Raw genomic sequence first — 15,286 nt, forward strand, 5'->3', positions numbered from 1 at the left:
ATTAAGTTAAATTGGAAAGGGGAAGCGGTAATGCAACTACAATATACTTTATTGTATTGTTTAAAACAATTGAATGGCGAAAGGACCGTTTCTTCTATTTATTATTTATTAAAAGGAAAGAGGTCATCGCAAACATTACAAGATGGGAATATGTTTCAAATTTCTTTTTTGTTTGGGATTTATAAATCATTGAATAGAGCTGATTATGATCAAGAAGTTGCAAAGTTGTTACAAACGGATTTAGTTCAATCTATACATGAAAATACATACGTAGTAACGACTGCTGGTAACATGCAATTAAAAAAATGGAAAGATGACTTTGCTTTTCCGACGTGTTTACATGGTTTACACTATGGTGAGATAGGTGAAACATTTTGGAAGAGATTATCATTAATCGTTCAAACCATTTCGAATTTACAACAGGTGAATACGAAATTTATTCCAATTCAGCAAGATACAGAAATAATGATGTGGGTGAAACGTTTTCTCACTGGAATACCATATATGAGAAGTGAATTGGCTAAAAGGTTGTGGAAGGAGATGTATACTCTTTTACAAAAAAATAAACCATTAGAGGCGACAATCGTAACATATCGCTTAACGGGTTATAAACGCATCGGTTGTACGTTGCAACAATTAGCAGAAATTACGAAACAAGATGTATTTCGAGTGTATTTTTTATTTTGGGGTACAATTCATTTCATTATTCAAGAAGTTCGTAATAAAGAAAGTGAGTTTCCGTTATTAGCTGAAATTATATCTTATCCAAATGAGAAGGCTGATTTATTTAGCATATCTACGAAAAAAACATATAATCTTTGGAGACAAGGACGCTTTCTGGAAGAAATAGCAACAATTCGGAATTTGAAGGTTGCAACGATAGAAGATCATTTTGTAGAAATCGCTTTACGAGAAAAAGAATTTTCAATTGAGATGTTTATGGAGAAAGACAAAATAGATAAAGTAAAAGAAGTAATTGAGACATTACAAACACGTAAGTTACGTGTCTTGAAACAAGCGGTTGGGGAAGAGATATCTTATTTTGAAGTCCGTCTTGTATTGGCACGGATGGAGGGTATAAATGAAACTTGAGGAATATTTATATAAGTGGTTTGGATATTCTGAATTTCGTCAAGGACAAAAAGAAGTTATTACAGACTTATTAGAAGGAAAAGATGTTATAGCGATGCTTCCGACTGGAAGAGGGAAATCTATGTGCTATCAACTCCCAGGGCTAATGCAAGAAGGAACAGTGCTTGTTGTATCACCACTATTATCTTTAATGGAAGATCAAGTTACACAATTAAAGTATGTTGTGAAAAATCGAGTGATTGCATTTAATAGTTTTCGGACATTAAGTGAAAAAAGAGAAGCGATGAAAAAATTGGCTTTTTATAAATTTATTTTTGTGTCTCCAGAAATGTTGCAATCGGATTTATTAATAAGAGAATTGAAGAAAATTCATATTTCAATGTTTGTTGTGGATGAGGCCCATTGTATTTCGCAGTGGGGGTATGATTTTAGACCGGATTATAAAAAATTAAACGTAGTAATCGAGAACATTGGATCTCCTACGGTACTAGCATTAACAGCGACAGCGACAAAGGATGTACTGCAAGATATAGCAGAGAGTTTAAGTTTAAAGAATGTCTCGCAGCATGCATACTCTATTGATCGTCCAAATATTGCAATGGAAGTGCAATTTGTAGAGACGATAGAAGAGAAGAAAGAAGCACTTTTGGAACATGTGATGTATTTACAGGGGCCTGGGATTGTATATTGTTCAAGTAGAGCATGGACAGAACGTTTAACGGAATATTTAAGAGGAAAAGGCTGTACTGGTGTGGCTTTTTATCATGGTGGTATGGAACATGAAGAGCGTATGTTAATTCAGCAGCAATTTATGAATGACCAATTGCAAATTGTAATATGCACAAGTGCTTTTGGTATGGGAGTAAATAAGTCGAATACGAGATATATTATTCATTTCCATTATCCGACTAATATAGCTTCCTACTTACAAGAAATCGGAAGAGCTGGAAGAGATGGCGAACCGAGTATAGCCTTTTTATTATGTAGTCCGTTGGATCACGATTTGCCAATTTCAATTATTGAAGATGAATTGCCAAGTAAGTCGCAAATACAATTTTTATTTTCTTTACTACAAGAAAGAATGTTTCAAACGAAAGAATTACCAATAGAAGATGTAGAAGAAATTTGTTATAATGCAGCAAGATTTAATGAACAATATTGGCGTTTCATCCGCTATCATCTCGAACGGCTTGGGATCATACAACGGCGAAAACTAATATTAGAGAGCTTGTCAGATGAAATCATGAACAGATTAATAGCTGAAGTAGAAATAAGATTGCGTAATAAATATAGTGAGCTAGAAAACATGAAGTCATGGATACAAGTTAAAGGATGTAGGCGTGAATATGTACTTCAACAGTTCGGTTATAGAAAAGAGACAGAGTTGAAAAATTGCTGCGATTATTGTGGTATTACAAAAACGGAGTATAAAAAAAGACGAGCGCAACAATCCGATTTCGACTATAATTGGGAAACAGAGTTACAAAAGCTTTTCGGCCTAGAAAAGATGGAGGAATGATGAACATTCAAAGGCATAATGTTGAAGATATGAGTCCGAAAGAAATAAGGCTGAATCTGTATATAACACAGCTAATTATTATTGGTATTGGTTGTTTGCTAGCATATATATTATTTCGAGATACAAAAGAAGTTTTTAGTCTTTGGAAGTGGGAACCTGTACGAATACTTATAGTAGGTAGTTTATTAGCGATTGGTATTGTGTTATTAGATTATGTTGCAATGCGAGTATTTCCAGAGTCTTGGTTTGATGATGGTGGTATTAATGATAAGATGTTTCAAGGAATGTCAGTTATGCATTTACTCGTTATTACGTTCGTTATTGGCTTTGCAGAAGAATTTTTATTTAGAGGTGTAATGCAGACTCATTTCGGAATTATAATAGCAAGTTTAGTATTTGCAGTGTTACATATTCGGTATATAACAAAGCCATTTTTGTTTTGTTTCGTCTGTTTTATTAGTTTTGTCTTTGGTTATGTATTTGAATGGACAGGGAATTTATTTATAACAATCTTTGCACACTTTCTTGTTGATTTTATAATGGGACTCCAACTAAGAAAATAAATGGAAGGTGGTGGTGAACAACATGAGGAAACGAATTCCTGATTTTGAAGAGGAATTAGAAGTTGAGCAAGTGGAAGAAGATGAAAGTTTACCGCCGCGAAGTGAACTTCATAGAAATAAAGAGAAAAAGCAAAAGTTTAAAATGAATCACATTTTTGTCCGAGTATTAACGTGTCTATTCATATTACTACCAATTAGTATTTTATGGTATACGGATAAATATATTCAGGTGAAAAGTGATAGTAGTAATGCTGGTAAAAGTGCGTTTGAAGTAATTTTTTTTGATTCAGCCAAATCTGAAACTCAGAAACAATCTGAGAAGGTGGTAACGCATACTGTGAAAAAGGGAGAAACTTTAGAAAGTATAGCGAAGCAATATTTTTCAGATGAAAGTGGGATTGAAGTTATTAAAAAGTATAATAACTTAGAAGAAGATGAAGTGAGTGCAGGTCAAGAATTAAAAATTCCGATAAAAGATAAGTCCGTAAAACAAGAGAGCTAGTAAATTAAGCAATTCGTAGCTTGTTATAAAAACTGAGGATTATCTTTATGAGTAGGGAGTAAAAATATGATATGGATTACAATATTAAGTACTCTCATATGTATAGGTATAATATTTCTTCTTGTAATGTATAAAGAAGCGATGCGTAATACGGTATTGGAACATACTTTAGAATTTAAAGAATTTCCGCAAAGTTTTCAACAGATGAATATGTTTTTTATTTCTGATATTCATAGAAGAGTCGTTTCAGATTCGTTAATTGAGCGAATAAAGGGAAAAGTAGATCTCGTTATTATTGGTGGTGATTTAGCGGAAAAGGGCGTACCTTTATCAAAAATCTCTGCAAATATTCAAAAGTTAAGAGCGATAGCTCCTGTATATTTTGTATGGGGAAATAATGACTATGAGATTGAATACCATGAATTAGATGCGTTGCTATTAGAAAATAATGTGAAAGTTTTAGATAATACAAGAGTTGTATTTGAATCTGAGTTAGGAGAGAAAATTTGCTTACTCGGTGTAGATGATGTTGGATTGGAACGTGATCGTTTAGACTTAGCATTGGCTGATTGTAAAGAAGAGGGATTTCGTATTTTAATTAGTCACAACCCTGATATAATAAAAAAAATGTCTGGAAAAGAACAAATTTCACTTGTGTTAAGTGGACATACACATGGAGGACAGATTCGATTATTCCCATCTGAAAAATATTTAAAAGGTGGCGTATATAATCATTCAAATACGACTCTCTTTGTTAGTAATGGATACGGAACAACATTGATTCCACTTCGTTTTCGAGCACCTGCTCAAACACATATTATTACGTTATGTGGAGGGAAATGATGCCAACTCTAAATGGAAAATATAATATAAAAGCTGTTTCGAATATTATTGGAGTTCAACCGAGTACGCTTCGTGCATGGGAAAGGCGATATCAGATTATTGCCCCAAAGCGGAATCAAGCTGGGCATCGATTATATACAGAAGAGCATATTCGAATTTTGAAATGGTTAATGGAGAAGGTTTCTTCCGGTATGATGATTGGACAAGCAGTGCAGTTATTAGAAGGGAATCGTTTGCAGAGTAATGCCCAAAAAGAAATACATTACGATAAAGAAGTTGTTTTAGTGGACGATTTACTACAAGCTTTGTTAGAATTTGATGAAATTACAACTTCTGCATTAATAAATGAGGCTTTTAGTATTTATTCAACAGAAAAAGTTATCACCGGTATTATTCTTCAAGTGACAAACAAATTGTTGACACTAAAAAATAACAATGAGATTGCAATGACGCAATTCCAATATGCCGTATCATTTTTACAAACTCGTCTAGGAATGGTGTATCATAATGCTTCAACGTTTTCTTCCATACACAAAGTAATTGTGTTAGAAAATAATGCGTTGAAAGGATTTATTTTCTCAATGTATTTACGTTTAAAAGGATATGAGGCGATACATATTAGGACAAGTTTAGAGGGAGATGGCATGTTATTAGCGGTTGAGCAAATACAGCCAAAATATTTATTTGTCTCTTTTGAAAATGGCCTAGAACTGAAAAGGGCGATGAATGTTGGGGATTTATTGCAAGAAAAAAATGGAAACCTTTCTGCTGGAGTTATAGGGGAAATAAGCGCTCGAGATCAGTTGAACATTCAAACAATCCTAATCGGCGATACGAAAGAAGAATGGGATGAATGGTTAAAAATGTTAGAATAGTTGTTCGGAAAGAACCATCTATTTTCTATTTCATATAATAAAAATTAGATTCAATGGTTACGTAGGGAGGGTATGAGATGAGGCTGGAACGATTAAATTATAATAAGATAAAAATTTTCCTAACATTTGATGATTTATCTGAACGAGGATTAACGAAAGAGGATTTATGGAGAAATGCACCGAAAGTACAGCAACTATTTCGTGATATGATGCAAGAAGCAAATAAAGAATTAGGATTTGAAGCAGATGGTCCGATTGCAGTTGAAGTATTTTCTCTACAAGCACAAGGCATGGTTGTAATAGTAACGAAGGAAAATCAAGAAGTGGATACAGATGATGAGTTCCGTGACGAGTTTATTGAAATGCAAGTGACTCTAGATGAGAGCGAGCACATACTTTATGAGTTTGCTACACTAGACGACGTAATTAACCTGTCGAATCGCTTATATAACCTTGGTGTAACTGGCGGAAAGTTATATACGTGGGATGGGCGTTTCTATCTTTGGATGGAAGAAGAAGAGCAAATACAATTATTGAAGGCGGATTTTATAGCTATTTTAGCAGAATACGGTAATCCGTCTACGGCAACCATTTACCGTGTAATGGAGTATGGTAAAGAATTAATGGCTTCTCAAGCAATTGAACAAGTATACAATTACTTTGTGAAAAAGCAAAACCTCAGCTAATATAACATAGCTGGGGTTTTGTATTTTATTTGGATAAGAGGAGTAAGGCTAGGGTCAATTATAAATATTTAAACAAACGTTTTCTTAATTAAATATACCGTTTCGCGACGCTGTATTCGAGTGAGATAAAAAATATTTAAATATTTAAGTATTTTACTTTTCTAAAAGCAATAAAAGGACTATAATAATAGTGAAAACGCTTGCAATACGAAATAAGTTGTATATATTTGTTAGCGTTTTCTATTGCATTCCAAATTTAACGGTGTATACTAGGCAATGAAGGTTTACTAAACAAGTGAAATTACAGGGGGTTTACTTACTATGGTAGCCGAAAAGGGAACTCAAACAAAAACACAACAACAAAGGGAACAACATTTTGAACTATTGAATTCGACACAAATTGTTATTAGTGAAGCATTAGAAAAATTGGGTTATCCAAACGAAGTATATGAATTATTAAAAGAACCAATTCGTATGATGACAGTGAAAATACCAGTTCGTATGGATGACGGGACTGTTAAAATATTTACAGGATATCGTGCGCAACATAATGATGCTGTTGGTCCAACGAAAGGTGGAATTCGCTTCCATCCGAATGTAACAGAAAATGAAGTGAAAGCACTTTCGATCTGGATGAGTTTAAAATGTGGTATTGTTGATTTACCGTATGGTGGAGGTAAAGGTGGAATTATCTGTGACCCACGTGAAATGTCATTCCGTGAATTAGAAAGACTAAGCCGCGGTTATGTACGAGCAATTAGCCAAATCGTTGGTCCTACAAAAGATATTCCGGCTCCAGACGTATTTACAAACTCTCAAATTATGGCATGGATGATGGATGAGTATAGCCGTATTGATGAATTTAATTCACCAGGATTTATTACAGGTAAGCCACTTGTATTAGGTGGATCACATGGACGTGAAACAGCAACAGCGAAAGGTGTAACAATTTGTATTCGCGAAGCTGCAAAAAAACGCGACATTGATATTAAAGGTGCGCGTGTTGTTGTTCAAGGGTTCGGTAATGCGGGTAGCTTCTTAGCTAAATTTATGCATGATGCAGGTGCGAAAGTAATTGCAATTTCAGATGCTTACGGTGCATTACATGATCCAAATGGATTAGATATTGATTATTTATTAGACCGTCGTGATAGCTTCGGTACAGTAACAAAACTATTTAATAATACAATTTCAAACAAAGAATTGTTAGAACTTGATTGCGATATTTTAGTTCCAGCTGCAATTGAGAACCAAATTACAGAAGAAAATGCTAATAATATTAAAGCAAAAATTGTTGTTGAAGCTGCAAACGGTCCAACAACTTTAGAAGCAACTAAAATTTTAACAGATCGCGGAATTTTACTTGTTCCAGACGTATTAGCAAGTGCTGGTGGAGTTACAGTATCTTACTTTGAGTGGGTACAAAATAACCAAGGTTACTACTGGACAGAAGAAGAAGTAGAACAACGCTTAGAAAAAGTAATGGTAAGATCATTTGATTCTATTTATGAAACAGCACAAGTTCGTAAAGTGAACATGCGCTTAGCAGCTTATATGGTTGGTGTTCGTAAAATGGCTGAAGCAAGTCGCTTCAGAGGTTGGGTATAATATTATATCGTGAAAAAACGTGATTCCTTTCGAGGGAATCACGTTTTTTTGTTGGAGTATTAGTGTGAGGTGTTGTATATGGAAAATGAAATGATGGAACGAGTAGAACAATTAGAAGAAAAGGTTAAGAGGTTAGAGGGAGAACTCTCAAGAACGATGAAAGCCCGAAAAACAAGTGTCGTTCGGATGTTCGCAGAAGGCTTATTGTTTTTAATATTTGGTTTGGTTGTAGTAGGGCCGATTATCGCTGTTATATTCACGATTATTACTTGGCTTGTTGAAAAATAAAATAAAAAAATAAAAGAACGCTTGTTCCATACGAACAAACGTGCTATACTCTCCTTAGATAAACAAAACGGAAGTGATTTTAAGGAGAGATAAATGATGAAAATGACAGTAGACCAAAGATTTATGATGCCAGCAGATGTTGTAGAACGAGTGGAAGTATTACGAAACAAACAAAGTAAGCGTGGCACATTATTACAATCAGTAAATGAATTTTTCGGCTTAGATACGAAAGAAGATTGTGTTTGGTTTTACGGTTTTTATGGAGTCGCTGTAAGTATTTTGTTATTTATGGTGTTCACATCAAATATTTTCGATTTTCTCTTCGTGTAAGAAATATGCGATAAGGACATTCCTACCGAATACATATATAAGGAAGTAAGGTAATTTTCTAAAGCGGGAGTTGGTAGTAATGGCGATGTTTCCTATAGAGCGTAACTATATTGGATATGGAAGTTCACGACCGGGAATTCCTCTTTCTAAAGTAAGGTTTATTGTAAGTCATGATACAGGGAATCCTGGTAGCAATGCAATAGGAAATCGGGATTACTTTAATGAAATACAACCGAAAGCTTCGGCGCATACATTTATAGATGACAAAACAATATTGGAAATTGTTCCTATAAATGAAGTTGCGTATCATGTTCGATATGGTGTGTCGACGGATAATGACTTATATGGTTATGATGCGAATAAGGCTGCCATTGGTGTGGAACTTTGTTATGGCGGTGATGTTAACTTTTGGGAAGCGTATACGCGTTTTACATGGTATCATGCTTATTTATGTCAAAACTTTGGCTTGAATCCGAAAAAAGATATCGTATCACATAAAACACTTGATCCAGCTAGAAAGATTGATCCTGAAAATGTATTAGGGAAACAAGGTATTAGATTTCAACAGTTTTTAGCAGATGTCTATCGGATGTACGTTTCGTTTAGATGACAAACGTATGAAAAATGAATACAATAAAGATAGGTGCCTACTGTTGTAAGTAGGTTTTTTCTTGTTTTTATAAATAGTGCAGAGGTAGAAGACTAGGAGTGAACCGAGTATGCAGAAAGAAACAGCTATCATAATTGGAGGCGGTCCGTGCGGATTAGCAGCAGCAATTTCGTTGCAAAAGGTAGGGATTAATCCGTTAGTAATTGAAAAAGGAAACATTGTAAATGCGATTTATAATTATCCAACTCATCAAACATTTTTCTCCTCTAGTGAAAAATTAGAAATTGGTGAAGTAGCTTTTATTACCGAAAACCGTAAGCCAGTTCGAAATCAAGCACTTGCGTATTATCGCGAAGTAGTAAAGCGTAAATCTGTACGCATAAATGCTTTCGAACGAGTAGAGAAAGTTCAAAAAGATGGAGAAGTTTTTAAGGTTGAGACGACGAAACGTGACGGACATAAAGAAATATATATAGCGAAATATATTGTTGTAGCCACTGGATATTATGACAATCCAAATTATATGAATGTTCCAGGTGAGGAACTGAAGAAAGTAGCTCACTATTTTAAAGAAGGACATCCTTATTTTGATCGAGATGTAGTAGTTATAGGTGGAAAAAACTCAAGTATAGACGCTGCGTTGGAACTTGTTAAAGCAGGAGCGCGTGTAACGGTACTGTATCGTGGAAGTGAGTACTCGCCGAGCATTAAGCCGTGGATTTTACCGGAATTTGAGGCGTTAGTACGAAACGGTACAATTCAAATGCATTTTGGGGCTCATGTGAAAGAAATTACTGAACATACATTAACGTATACCGTTGATGACGGGGCATTTACAATCCAAAATGATTTTGTATTTGCGATGACGGGTTACCATCCTGATCATAGTTTCTTAACGGAGATGGGCGTTCGAATTGATGAAGAAACTGGGCGTCCGATTTATACAGAGGATAGAATGGAAACAAACACTGAAAATATTTTCATTGCAGGTGTAATTGCCGCTGGGAATAATGCAAATGAAATATTTATCGAGAACGGTAGATTTCATGGAGATGCGATTGCGCAAACCATTGCGTCGAGAGAAAAATAAAAAGAAGCTGTCGAAAAATTCGACAGCTTTTTTATTCGTGCATAAACATATTTTGGATTGTTTCATGTGATTTTGTATTCTCTAATGCGACTAGTAATTTAATACGTGCTTTTTGAGCGTTTAAGCCGTATGTGAATATAACGCCCATATCTTTTAATTGTTTGCCGCCACCTTCATATGAATATACGTCTTGAACGATACCATTGAAGCAACGTGAAACTAATACGACTGGAATTCCTTTGCTTATTAATCGTTCTAAACTAGGGAGTGTACGTGGAGGCAAATTACCTTGTCCAAGCGCTTCAATGACAATTCCGTCAACTGGAAGGTTTTCAATTGCTGCTAACAATGTATCATCCATACCAGCATATGCTTTTAGAACAACTACGTTTTTAGAGATGTTATTTACTGTATACGTTTCATGATGTACTAAAGCGTGATGGAAGACAACACCACGTTTTGTTACCATTCCGATTGGTCCATATTGTGGACTTTGGAATGTTGCAACATTACTTGTATGTGTTTTCGTTACATTTGTAGCACAATGAATTTCGTCGTTTAATACGACTAGAACACCTTTTTCTGCAGCTTCATTACTGCTAGCTACTTTTACAGCTGATAAGAAGTTATATAGACCATCAGCACCTAATTCATTACTAGAACGCATTGCGCCTGTTACTACGATTGGAATAGTTGCTTTGACTGTTAAATCTAGGAAATATGCGGTTTCTTCTAATGTATCCGTACCATGCGTAATGACTACGCCATGAATGTTGTCTTGTTTTACTCTTTCATCAATGATGACTTGTAATTGTAACATCTCGCTTGGTGTCATATGAGGAGATGGTAGATGGAACACATCTTCAACGATTAAATCAACATCGCCTTCTAAATCAGGAATGAATTTTAAAAGAGGATTTTTTTCTCCTGGTTGTACGACCCCAGTTTCTTTATCTTCCTCCATTGCAATTGTTCCACCTGTGTGTAAAACTAGGATTCTTTTCAATGCTTATACCCCTTTCAAGTTGAAAAATACATTTAGAACATAACATGTTTTGAGTAAATTCGACAATGAAAATGTATAAAAGCGTGCTTGGAATATGACAATAAATTTAATTGCGCTATGTACGTTGTATAAAATCATGAAATGTAATGTGTAAGTATATGGTGGGAAGGAGTGGATATCTTGAAGAAGGTGGAGAAAATTATCATTCGTATATTAATAATTCAATTTATTTGTCTTTGTGTTGTGCAATTGTTATTTATACATAAGTCATCAATAAAATATCTATCTAAAATTGTTTACTATGAAGGTGTCGTCGCGAAAAATAAAGAAGAAATCTTACAGGTGAGTAGGTAGTTTTCGTTTTCTTCTAGGAAGGATTATGCTACAATAATTGAGGATTTAATGACGTGAAGCAAATGAGAAGAAGCAGGGATGAATACCTGCTTTTCGTTTTGTTTTATAAGTGAAAAAATGAGGTGTTACAATGGATAAACGAATTTCAATTGCTATAGATGGTCCAGCAGCTGCTGGGAAAAGTACAGTTGCAAAAGTTGTGGCAAAGAAGCTTTCTTACGTTTATATTGATACAGGCGCAATGTACCGTGCTATTACATATGCAGCCCTTGAACAAAAAGTGGATATTGAAAATGAAGAAAAGCTAATGGAAGTTGTAAAAAATGTGAATATTGAATTTCAACAAGGAGAAAATACACAACTTGTATTTTTAAATGGACAAGATGTTTCGGAAGTTATTCGTACGCCTGATGTGACGAATCGAGTATCTATTGTGGCAAAGCATCGTCTCGTTCGTGAAGAAATGGTTCGTCGTCAACAAGAATTAGCGGAAAAAGGCGGCGTTGTAATGGATGGCCGTGATATTGGTACACATGTGTTACCAGATGCTGAAGTGAAAATCTTTATGCTTGCTTCTGTAGAAGAAAGAGCGGAAAGAAGACATTTAGAAAATATAAATAAAGGTTTCGATTCTAATTTAGAGCAGTTACAAGAAGAAATTGCTCAGCGTGATAAATTGGATTCAGAACGCGAAGTTTCTCCTTTAAAAAAGGCTGATGATGCATTGGAATTAGATACAACTTCTTTATCAATTGAAGAAGTTGTCCAAAAAATTATGGGTATTGTTTCAGGAGTATTTGCGAAATAAAGAAAGGGGATTATCCTCTTTCTTTTTTTGTTTGTATAGAAATGTAAAGGATACGTGAATTGTGAGTCTCTTTCCTTGACAAATGAGCCGATTTATAAGAAGTTAGTTAAAGAGGAACAAAACTGTCAGAATATATTCGCTATTATATTTCAAAACATACTTTCTTCAAGATGATTTTGCTGTATACTATTTATATAGGATTAATATATTTTCTTATGAATGCTATTGAAAAAGAGTATGTGATGATAAATTCTTAAACATGCAAATGAAAACATTTGTTTTCATTTCGTATATACATAAAAATGCTTTGTCAATTCTGTAGGGAGGTATTTCCATGGTAGAGAAAATGAATGAAGAAGTTATGGATTCAAAAGAATTACAAGTTGGTGACGTTGTTACAGGTTCTGTAACGAAGGTTGAAGAAAAACAAGTGCTTGTAAATGTTGGATACAAAACAGATGGCGTAATTCCAATTAGTGAATTAGCTAACGTTCATATTGAAAAAGCAAGCGATGTTGTAGAATTAGATCAAACACTAGAATTGAAAATTATTAAATTAGAAGAAGATGATCTTGTTTTATCTAAACGTGCTGTTGATGCAGAAAAAGCATGGGTAGAATTACAAGAGAAATTTACTTCTGGTCATGTATTTGATGTTACTGTAAAAGATATCGTGAATGGTGGATTAGTTGTGGACCTAGGCGTTCGTGGTTTTATCCCAGCTTCACTTGTAGAAGTACATTATGTAGAAGACTTTTCTGACTATAAAGGAAAAACATTAGCGGTAAAAATTGTTGAATTAGACCGCGAAAAAAATCGTGTAATCCTTTCGCATAAAGCGGTAGTAGAATTAGAACTAGATTCTAAGAAAAAAGAAGCAATCTCTTCGTTAAAAGAAGGGGATATTGTTGAAGGAACAGTACAACGATTAACGGATTTTGGTGCTTTCGTTAACGTTGGTGGTGTGGACGGTTTAGTTCACATTTCGCAAATTTCACACGAACGTGTGGAGCAACCATCTGAAGTGCTAGAGCAAGGTCAAAAGGTAAAGGTAAAGGTGCTATCTGTTGATGCTGATACGCAACGTATCTCTTTATCAATTAAAGCAGCTCAGCCGGGACCTTGGGAAAATGTTGCTGGTGAAATAAAAGCTGGTGATATTCGTGAGGGAGTAGTAAAACGTCTAGTTACATTCGGTGCTTTCGTTGAAATTTTACCTGGCGTTGAAGGGCTTGTGCACGTATCTCAAATTGCAAATCGTCACGTGAAAAATCCAAATGAAGTATTGGAAATGGGACAAGAAGTAAAAGTGAAAGTACTTGAAGTACATGTAGCGGAAAAACGTATTTCTTTAAGTATAAAAGAAGCACTTGAAGAAAATAATGTAACAGAAGACTATAGCAAATATGAGCCAAATGCTGATTCTGCTACTTTCCAATTAAGTGATATTATTGGTGAACAACTGAAAAAATTAAAGAAATAAAGAGGGGTACGAGTGGTAAGGGCAAAACGTAAATTAGATCATATTGAATATGCTCTTTCTACTGGTCAGTCTCGTACGCATGGCTTTCATGATATTGATTTTGTGCATCAAAGCTTGCCAAATTCAAGTTATGATACTATAACATGTGAAACAAAAATCGGCGAACTTTCACTAAGTTCGCCGATTTTTATCAATGCGATGACTGGTGGTGGAGGAGAGCAAACGTTACACATTAATGAGCAACTAGCATATGTAGCGAAACATCATAATCTCGCTATGGCTGTAGGTTCGCAAATGGCAGCGTTAAAAGATGAGCGTGAGGCGGCTTCTTATAAGGTCGTTAGAAAGAAAAATCCAAATGGGATTTTCTTTGCGAATTTAGGTAGTGAGGCAACTGTCGAACAGGCAGAGCGTGCCGTTGATATGATTGAAGCAAACGCACTACAAGTTCATTTAAATGTTATACAAGAGTTAACGATGCCTGAAGGAGATCGTGATTTTACGGGGGTACTTCAGCGGATTGAACAAATTGTTTTAAAGAGTAAAATTCCTGTCATTGTAAAAGAAGTTGGATTTGGGATGAGTAAGGAAACAGTGCAACAGTTAGTGAGTATAGGTGTAACGGCAATTGATATTGGTGGACAAGGTGGTACAAATTTTGCTGCTGTTGAAAATGAAAGAAGACAGCGAATGCTTTCTTATTTTAATAACTGGGGCATACAAACAACTACCTCGATTATTGAAGCAACCTCTACAAATAACAACCTCTCTTTTATTGCATCTGGGGGCATACAAACAGCGCTTGACGTGGCGAAGGCAATCGCATTAGGGGCGAATACAACCGCATTTGCTGGATACTTTTTACGTATTTTAATGCAAGATGGTATCGAGAAGTTAGTGGATGAAATTGATCTTTTACATACAGATTTAAAATTTATTATGACAGCTCTTGGTGCGAAGACGATAGAAGAGTTGCAATCTGTACCTCTTGTTGTAAAGGGCGAAACGTATCATTGGTTAATGCAGCGTGGTATTGATACAACGCATTATAGTAGGAGATAAAAAACCAACCGAACGGTTGGTTTTTTGTTTTTTATTCTTTTTTGTAATATAAAGTAGGGAACGGAATTAGTATTCTATAAAAAACAGACGTTTAATAAGATTAAGTGTATATAAAAATATTATTCGGCGGAATTTGCAATTGAAAATGAGGTTGCAAAAATGAAAAAATATAGAAGCGGTGATGCTGAATTATTAGAGAGATCTTAAATTTCCTATGGGAAATAGGTGAAGGTGAAATTAAGTCATGGGAAGATTAGTATATAAAATATTATTTCAATATAAATAAAAATCATTAAAATAATTATGAAAAAAGACGGTTTCGGACAATATCGAAACCGTCTTTTTGTGTGTTTAGTGCTGATTTTGCTTGCGAGCTTGCTCCGGTGTATCAAGACTTGTTGCACCAGGATATTGAAGTGATTGGTCGCGATCCGATTCAACGCGGCGTGATTCTCTTAGTTTTCGTTCTTGGCGATCTTTACCCATTGTGAATAGCACCTCCTTATTAAAAGTGTTGCTGTTATATGAAAAAACTATGCGTAAAGAAAGGGGGATTAACTTTCATAA

At 34.9% G+C, this 15,286-nt stretch carries 18 protein-coding genes; 16 read left to right on the top strand and 2 right to left on the bottom strand.

Annotation, left to right across the window (positions count from 1 at the left end; genetic code table 11):
• The first annotated feature begins 30 nt into the window (after positions 1 to 30).
• The 12 genes from JDS81_RS04730 (at position 31) to JDS81_RS04785 (ending at position 10,006) form a co-directional block, all read left to right on the top strand.
• Positions 31 to 1,092 carry a YpbB family protein gene (locus JDS81_RS04730; RefSeq protein WP_097954477.1) on the top strand — a complete coding sequence of 354 codons (1,062 nt, stop codon included), beginning with the start codon at positions 31 to 33 and terminating at the stop codon, positions 1,090 to 1,092.
• A complete protein-coding gene (locus JDS81_RS04735; protein ID WP_000762984.1) occupies positions 1,082 to 2,611 on the top strand; it encodes a RecQ family ATP-dependent DNA helicase in 1,530 nt (509 codons plus the stop codon). Before JDS81_RS04730 ends, JDS81_RS04735 begins: the two co-directional genes overlap by 11 nt.
• Complete coding sequence (locus tag JDS81_RS04740; protein ID WP_001025774.1) at positions 2,611 to 3,174, top strand: CPBP family intramembrane glutamic endopeptidase; 564 nt, start codon at positions 2,611 to 2,613, stop codon at positions 3,172 to 3,174. The genes JDS81_RS04735 and JDS81_RS04740 overlap by 1 nt, the downstream gene beginning before the upstream one ends.
• Before the next feature lie 22 nt (positions 3,175 to 3,196).
• Positions 3,197 to 3,676 (top strand): LysM peptidoglycan-binding domain-containing protein, encoded by a 480-nt coding sequence (locus JDS81_RS04745; RefSeq protein ID WP_001231536.1) that lies wholly within the window; start codon positions 3,197 to 3,199, stop codon positions 3,674 to 3,676.
• A 66-nt stretch (positions 3,677 to 3,742) separates the two neighbouring features.
• The gene (locus tag JDS81_RS04750) at positions 3,743 to 4,519 is read left to right on the top strand and encodes a metallophosphoesterase (protein ID WP_000637912.1); all 777 of its coding nucleotides are present in this window, start codon (positions 3,743 to 3,745) and stop codon (positions 4,517 to 4,519) included.
• Positions 4,519 to 5,394: a MerR family transcriptional regulator gene (locus JDS81_RS04755; protein WP_142316340.1), complete on the top strand. Its 876-nt coding sequence runs from the start codon at positions 4,519 to 4,521 to the stop codon at positions 5,392 to 5,394. Before JDS81_RS04750 ends, JDS81_RS04755 begins: the two co-directional genes overlap by 1 nt.
• A gap of 77 nt (positions 5,395 to 5,471) precedes the next feature.
• Positions 5,472 to 6,080, top strand: coding sequence for a genetic competence negative regulator (locus tag JDS81_RS04760; RefSeq protein ID WP_001235404.1), 609 nt, complete (start codon positions 5,472 to 5,474; stop codon positions 6,078 to 6,080).
• Positions 6,081 to 6,401: 321 nt separating this feature from the next.
• Positions 6,402 to 7,688 carry an NAD-specific glutamate dehydrogenase gene (gene gudB, locus JDS81_RS04765; RefSeq protein ID WP_000225171.1) on the top strand — a complete coding sequence of 429 codons (1,287 nt, stop codon included), beginning with the start codon at positions 6,402 to 6,404 and terminating at the stop codon, positions 7,686 to 7,688.
• A gap of 78 nt (positions 7,689 to 7,766) precedes the next feature.
• Positions 7,767 to 7,976 (top strand): hypothetical protein, encoded by a 210-nt coding sequence (locus tag JDS81_RS04770; RefSeq protein WP_097954479.1) that lies wholly within the window; start codon positions 7,767 to 7,769, stop codon positions 7,974 to 7,976.
• Positions 7,977 to 8,069: 93 nt separating this feature from the next.
• A complete protein-coding gene (locus JDS81_RS04775) occupies positions 8,070 to 8,306 on the top strand; it encodes a DUF3961 domain-containing protein (protein WP_015000291.1) in 237 nt (78 codons plus the stop codon).
• 79 nt (positions 8,307 to 8,385) lie between these two features.
• Positions 8,386 to 8,916 (top strand): peptidoglycan recognition protein family protein, encoded by a 531-nt coding sequence (locus tag JDS81_RS04780; protein ID WP_001240652.1) that lies wholly within the window; start codon positions 8,386 to 8,388, stop codon positions 8,914 to 8,916.
• 109 nt (positions 8,917 to 9,025) lie between these two features.
• The gene (locus JDS81_RS04785) at positions 9,026 to 10,006 is read left to right on the top strand and encodes a YpdA family putative bacillithiol disulfide reductase (RefSeq protein ID WP_001168501.1); all 981 of its coding nucleotides are present in this window, start codon (positions 9,026 to 9,028) and stop codon (positions 10,004 to 10,006) included.
• Positions 10,007 to 10,037: 31 nt separating this feature from the next.
• On the opposite strand, the gene ansA is transcribed toward JDS81_RS04785, so the two are convergent.
• Complete coding sequence (gene ansA, locus JDS81_RS04790) at positions 10,038 to 11,012, bottom strand: asparaginase (protein ID WP_000822002.1); 975 nt, start codon at positions 11,010 to 11,012, stop codon at positions 10,038 to 10,040.
• Positions 11,013 to 11,192: 180 nt separating this feature from the next.
• On the opposite strand from ansA, the gene JDS81_RS04795 reads away from it, so the two are divergent.
• From JDS81_RS04795 to JDS81_RS04810, 4 genes are all read left to right on the top strand, one after another.
• Positions 11,193 to 11,366, top strand: coding sequence for a DUF5359 family protein (locus tag JDS81_RS04795; RefSeq protein ID WP_000754950.1), 174 nt, complete (start codon positions 11,193 to 11,195; stop codon positions 11,364 to 11,366).
• Positions 11,367 to 11,496: 130 nt separating this feature from the next.
• Positions 11,497 to 12,174, top strand: a complete 678-nt coding sequence (gene cmk, locus JDS81_RS04800; RefSeq protein ID WP_000361259.1) for a (d)CMP kinase — start codon at positions 11,497 to 11,499, stop codon at positions 12,172 to 12,174.
• 334 nt (positions 12,175 to 12,508) lie between these two features.
• A complete protein-coding gene (rpsA, locus tag JDS81_RS04805) occupies positions 12,509 to 13,657 on the top strand; it encodes a 30S ribosomal protein S1 (protein ID WP_000229553.1) in 1,149 nt (382 codons plus the stop codon).
• 12 nt (positions 13,658 to 13,669) lie between these two features.
• Complete coding sequence (locus JDS81_RS04810; protein WP_097954480.1) at positions 13,670 to 14,719, top strand: type 2 isopentenyl-diphosphate Delta-isomerase; 1,050 nt, start codon at positions 13,670 to 13,672, stop codon at positions 14,717 to 14,719.
• A gap of 351 nt (positions 14,720 to 15,070) precedes the next feature.
• Here the strand turns inward: JDS81_RS04810 and JDS81_RS04815 are convergent, their stop codons facing one another.
• Positions 15,071 to 15,205, bottom strand: coding sequence for a YpzI family protein (locus JDS81_RS04815; protein ID WP_000513901.1), 135 nt, complete (start codon positions 15,203 to 15,205; stop codon positions 15,071 to 15,073).
• Positions 15,206 to 15,286 lie beyond the last annotated feature (81 nt).

The organism is Bacillus cereus group sp. N31 (genome assembly GCF_016483245.1).
In the GTDB taxonomy this organism is placed as follows: Bacteria; Bacillota; Bacilli; order Bacillales; family Bacillaceae_G; genus Bacillus_A; species Bacillus_A toyonensis.

Bases quoted from the DNA above. Each gene is read 5' to 3' on its own strand.
- JDS81_RS04770 (WP_097954479.1), top strand. From the start codon at position 7,767: ATGGAAAATGAAATGATGGAACGAGTAGAACAATTAGAAGAAAAGGTT.
- JDS81_RS04745 (WP_001231536.1), top strand. From the start codon at position 3,197: ATGAGGAAACGAATTCCTGATTTTGAAGAGGAATTAGAAGTTGAGCAA.
- JDS81_RS04755 (WP_142316340.1), top strand. From the start codon at position 4,519: ATGCCAACTCTAAATGGAAAATATAATATAAAAGCTGTTTCGAATATT.
- JDS81_RS04775 (WP_015000291.1), top strand. From the start codon at position 8,070: ATGATGAAAATGACAGTAGACCAAAGATTTATGATGCCAGCAGATGTT.
- JDS81_RS04730 (WP_097954477.1), top strand. From the start codon at position 31: ATGCAACTACAATATACTTTATTGTATTGTTTAAAACAATTGAATGGC.
- gudB (WP_000225171.1), top strand. From the start codon at position 6,402: ATGGTAGCCGAAAAGGGAACTCAAACAAAAACACAACAACAAAGGGAA.
- JDS81_RS04780 (WP_001240652.1), top strand. From the start codon at position 8,386: ATGGCGATGTTTCCTATAGAGCGTAACTATATTGGATATGGAAGTTCA.
- cmk (WP_000361259.1), top strand. From the start codon at position 11,497: ATGGATAAACGAATTTCAATTGCTATAGATGGTCCAGCAGCTGCTGGG.
- JDS81_RS04815 (WP_000513901.1), bottom strand. From the start codon at position 15,205: ATGGGTAAAGATCGCCAAGAACGAAAACTAAGAGAATCACGCCGCGTT.
- JDS81_RS04750 (WP_000637912.1), top strand. From the start codon at position 3,743: ATGATATGGATTACAATATTAAGTACTCTCATATGTATAGGTATAATA.
- JDS81_RS04735 (WP_000762984.1), top strand. From the start codon at position 1,082: ATGAAACTTGAGGAATATTTATATAAGTGGTTTGGATATTCTGAATTT.
- JDS81_RS04760 (WP_001235404.1), top strand. From the start codon at position 5,472: ATGAGGCTGGAACGATTAAATTATAATAAGATAAAAATTTTCCTAACA.
- rpsA (WP_000229553.1), top strand. From the start codon at position 12,509: ATGGTAGAGAAAATGAATGAAGAAGTTATGGATTCAAAAGAATTACAA.
- JDS81_RS04740 (WP_001025774.1), top strand. From the start codon at position 2,611: ATGAACATTCAAAGGCATAATGTTGAAGATATGAGTCCGAAAGAAATA.
- JDS81_RS04785 (WP_001168501.1), top strand. From the start codon at position 9,026: ATGCAGAAAGAAACAGCTATCATAATTGGAGGCGGTCCGTGCGGATTA.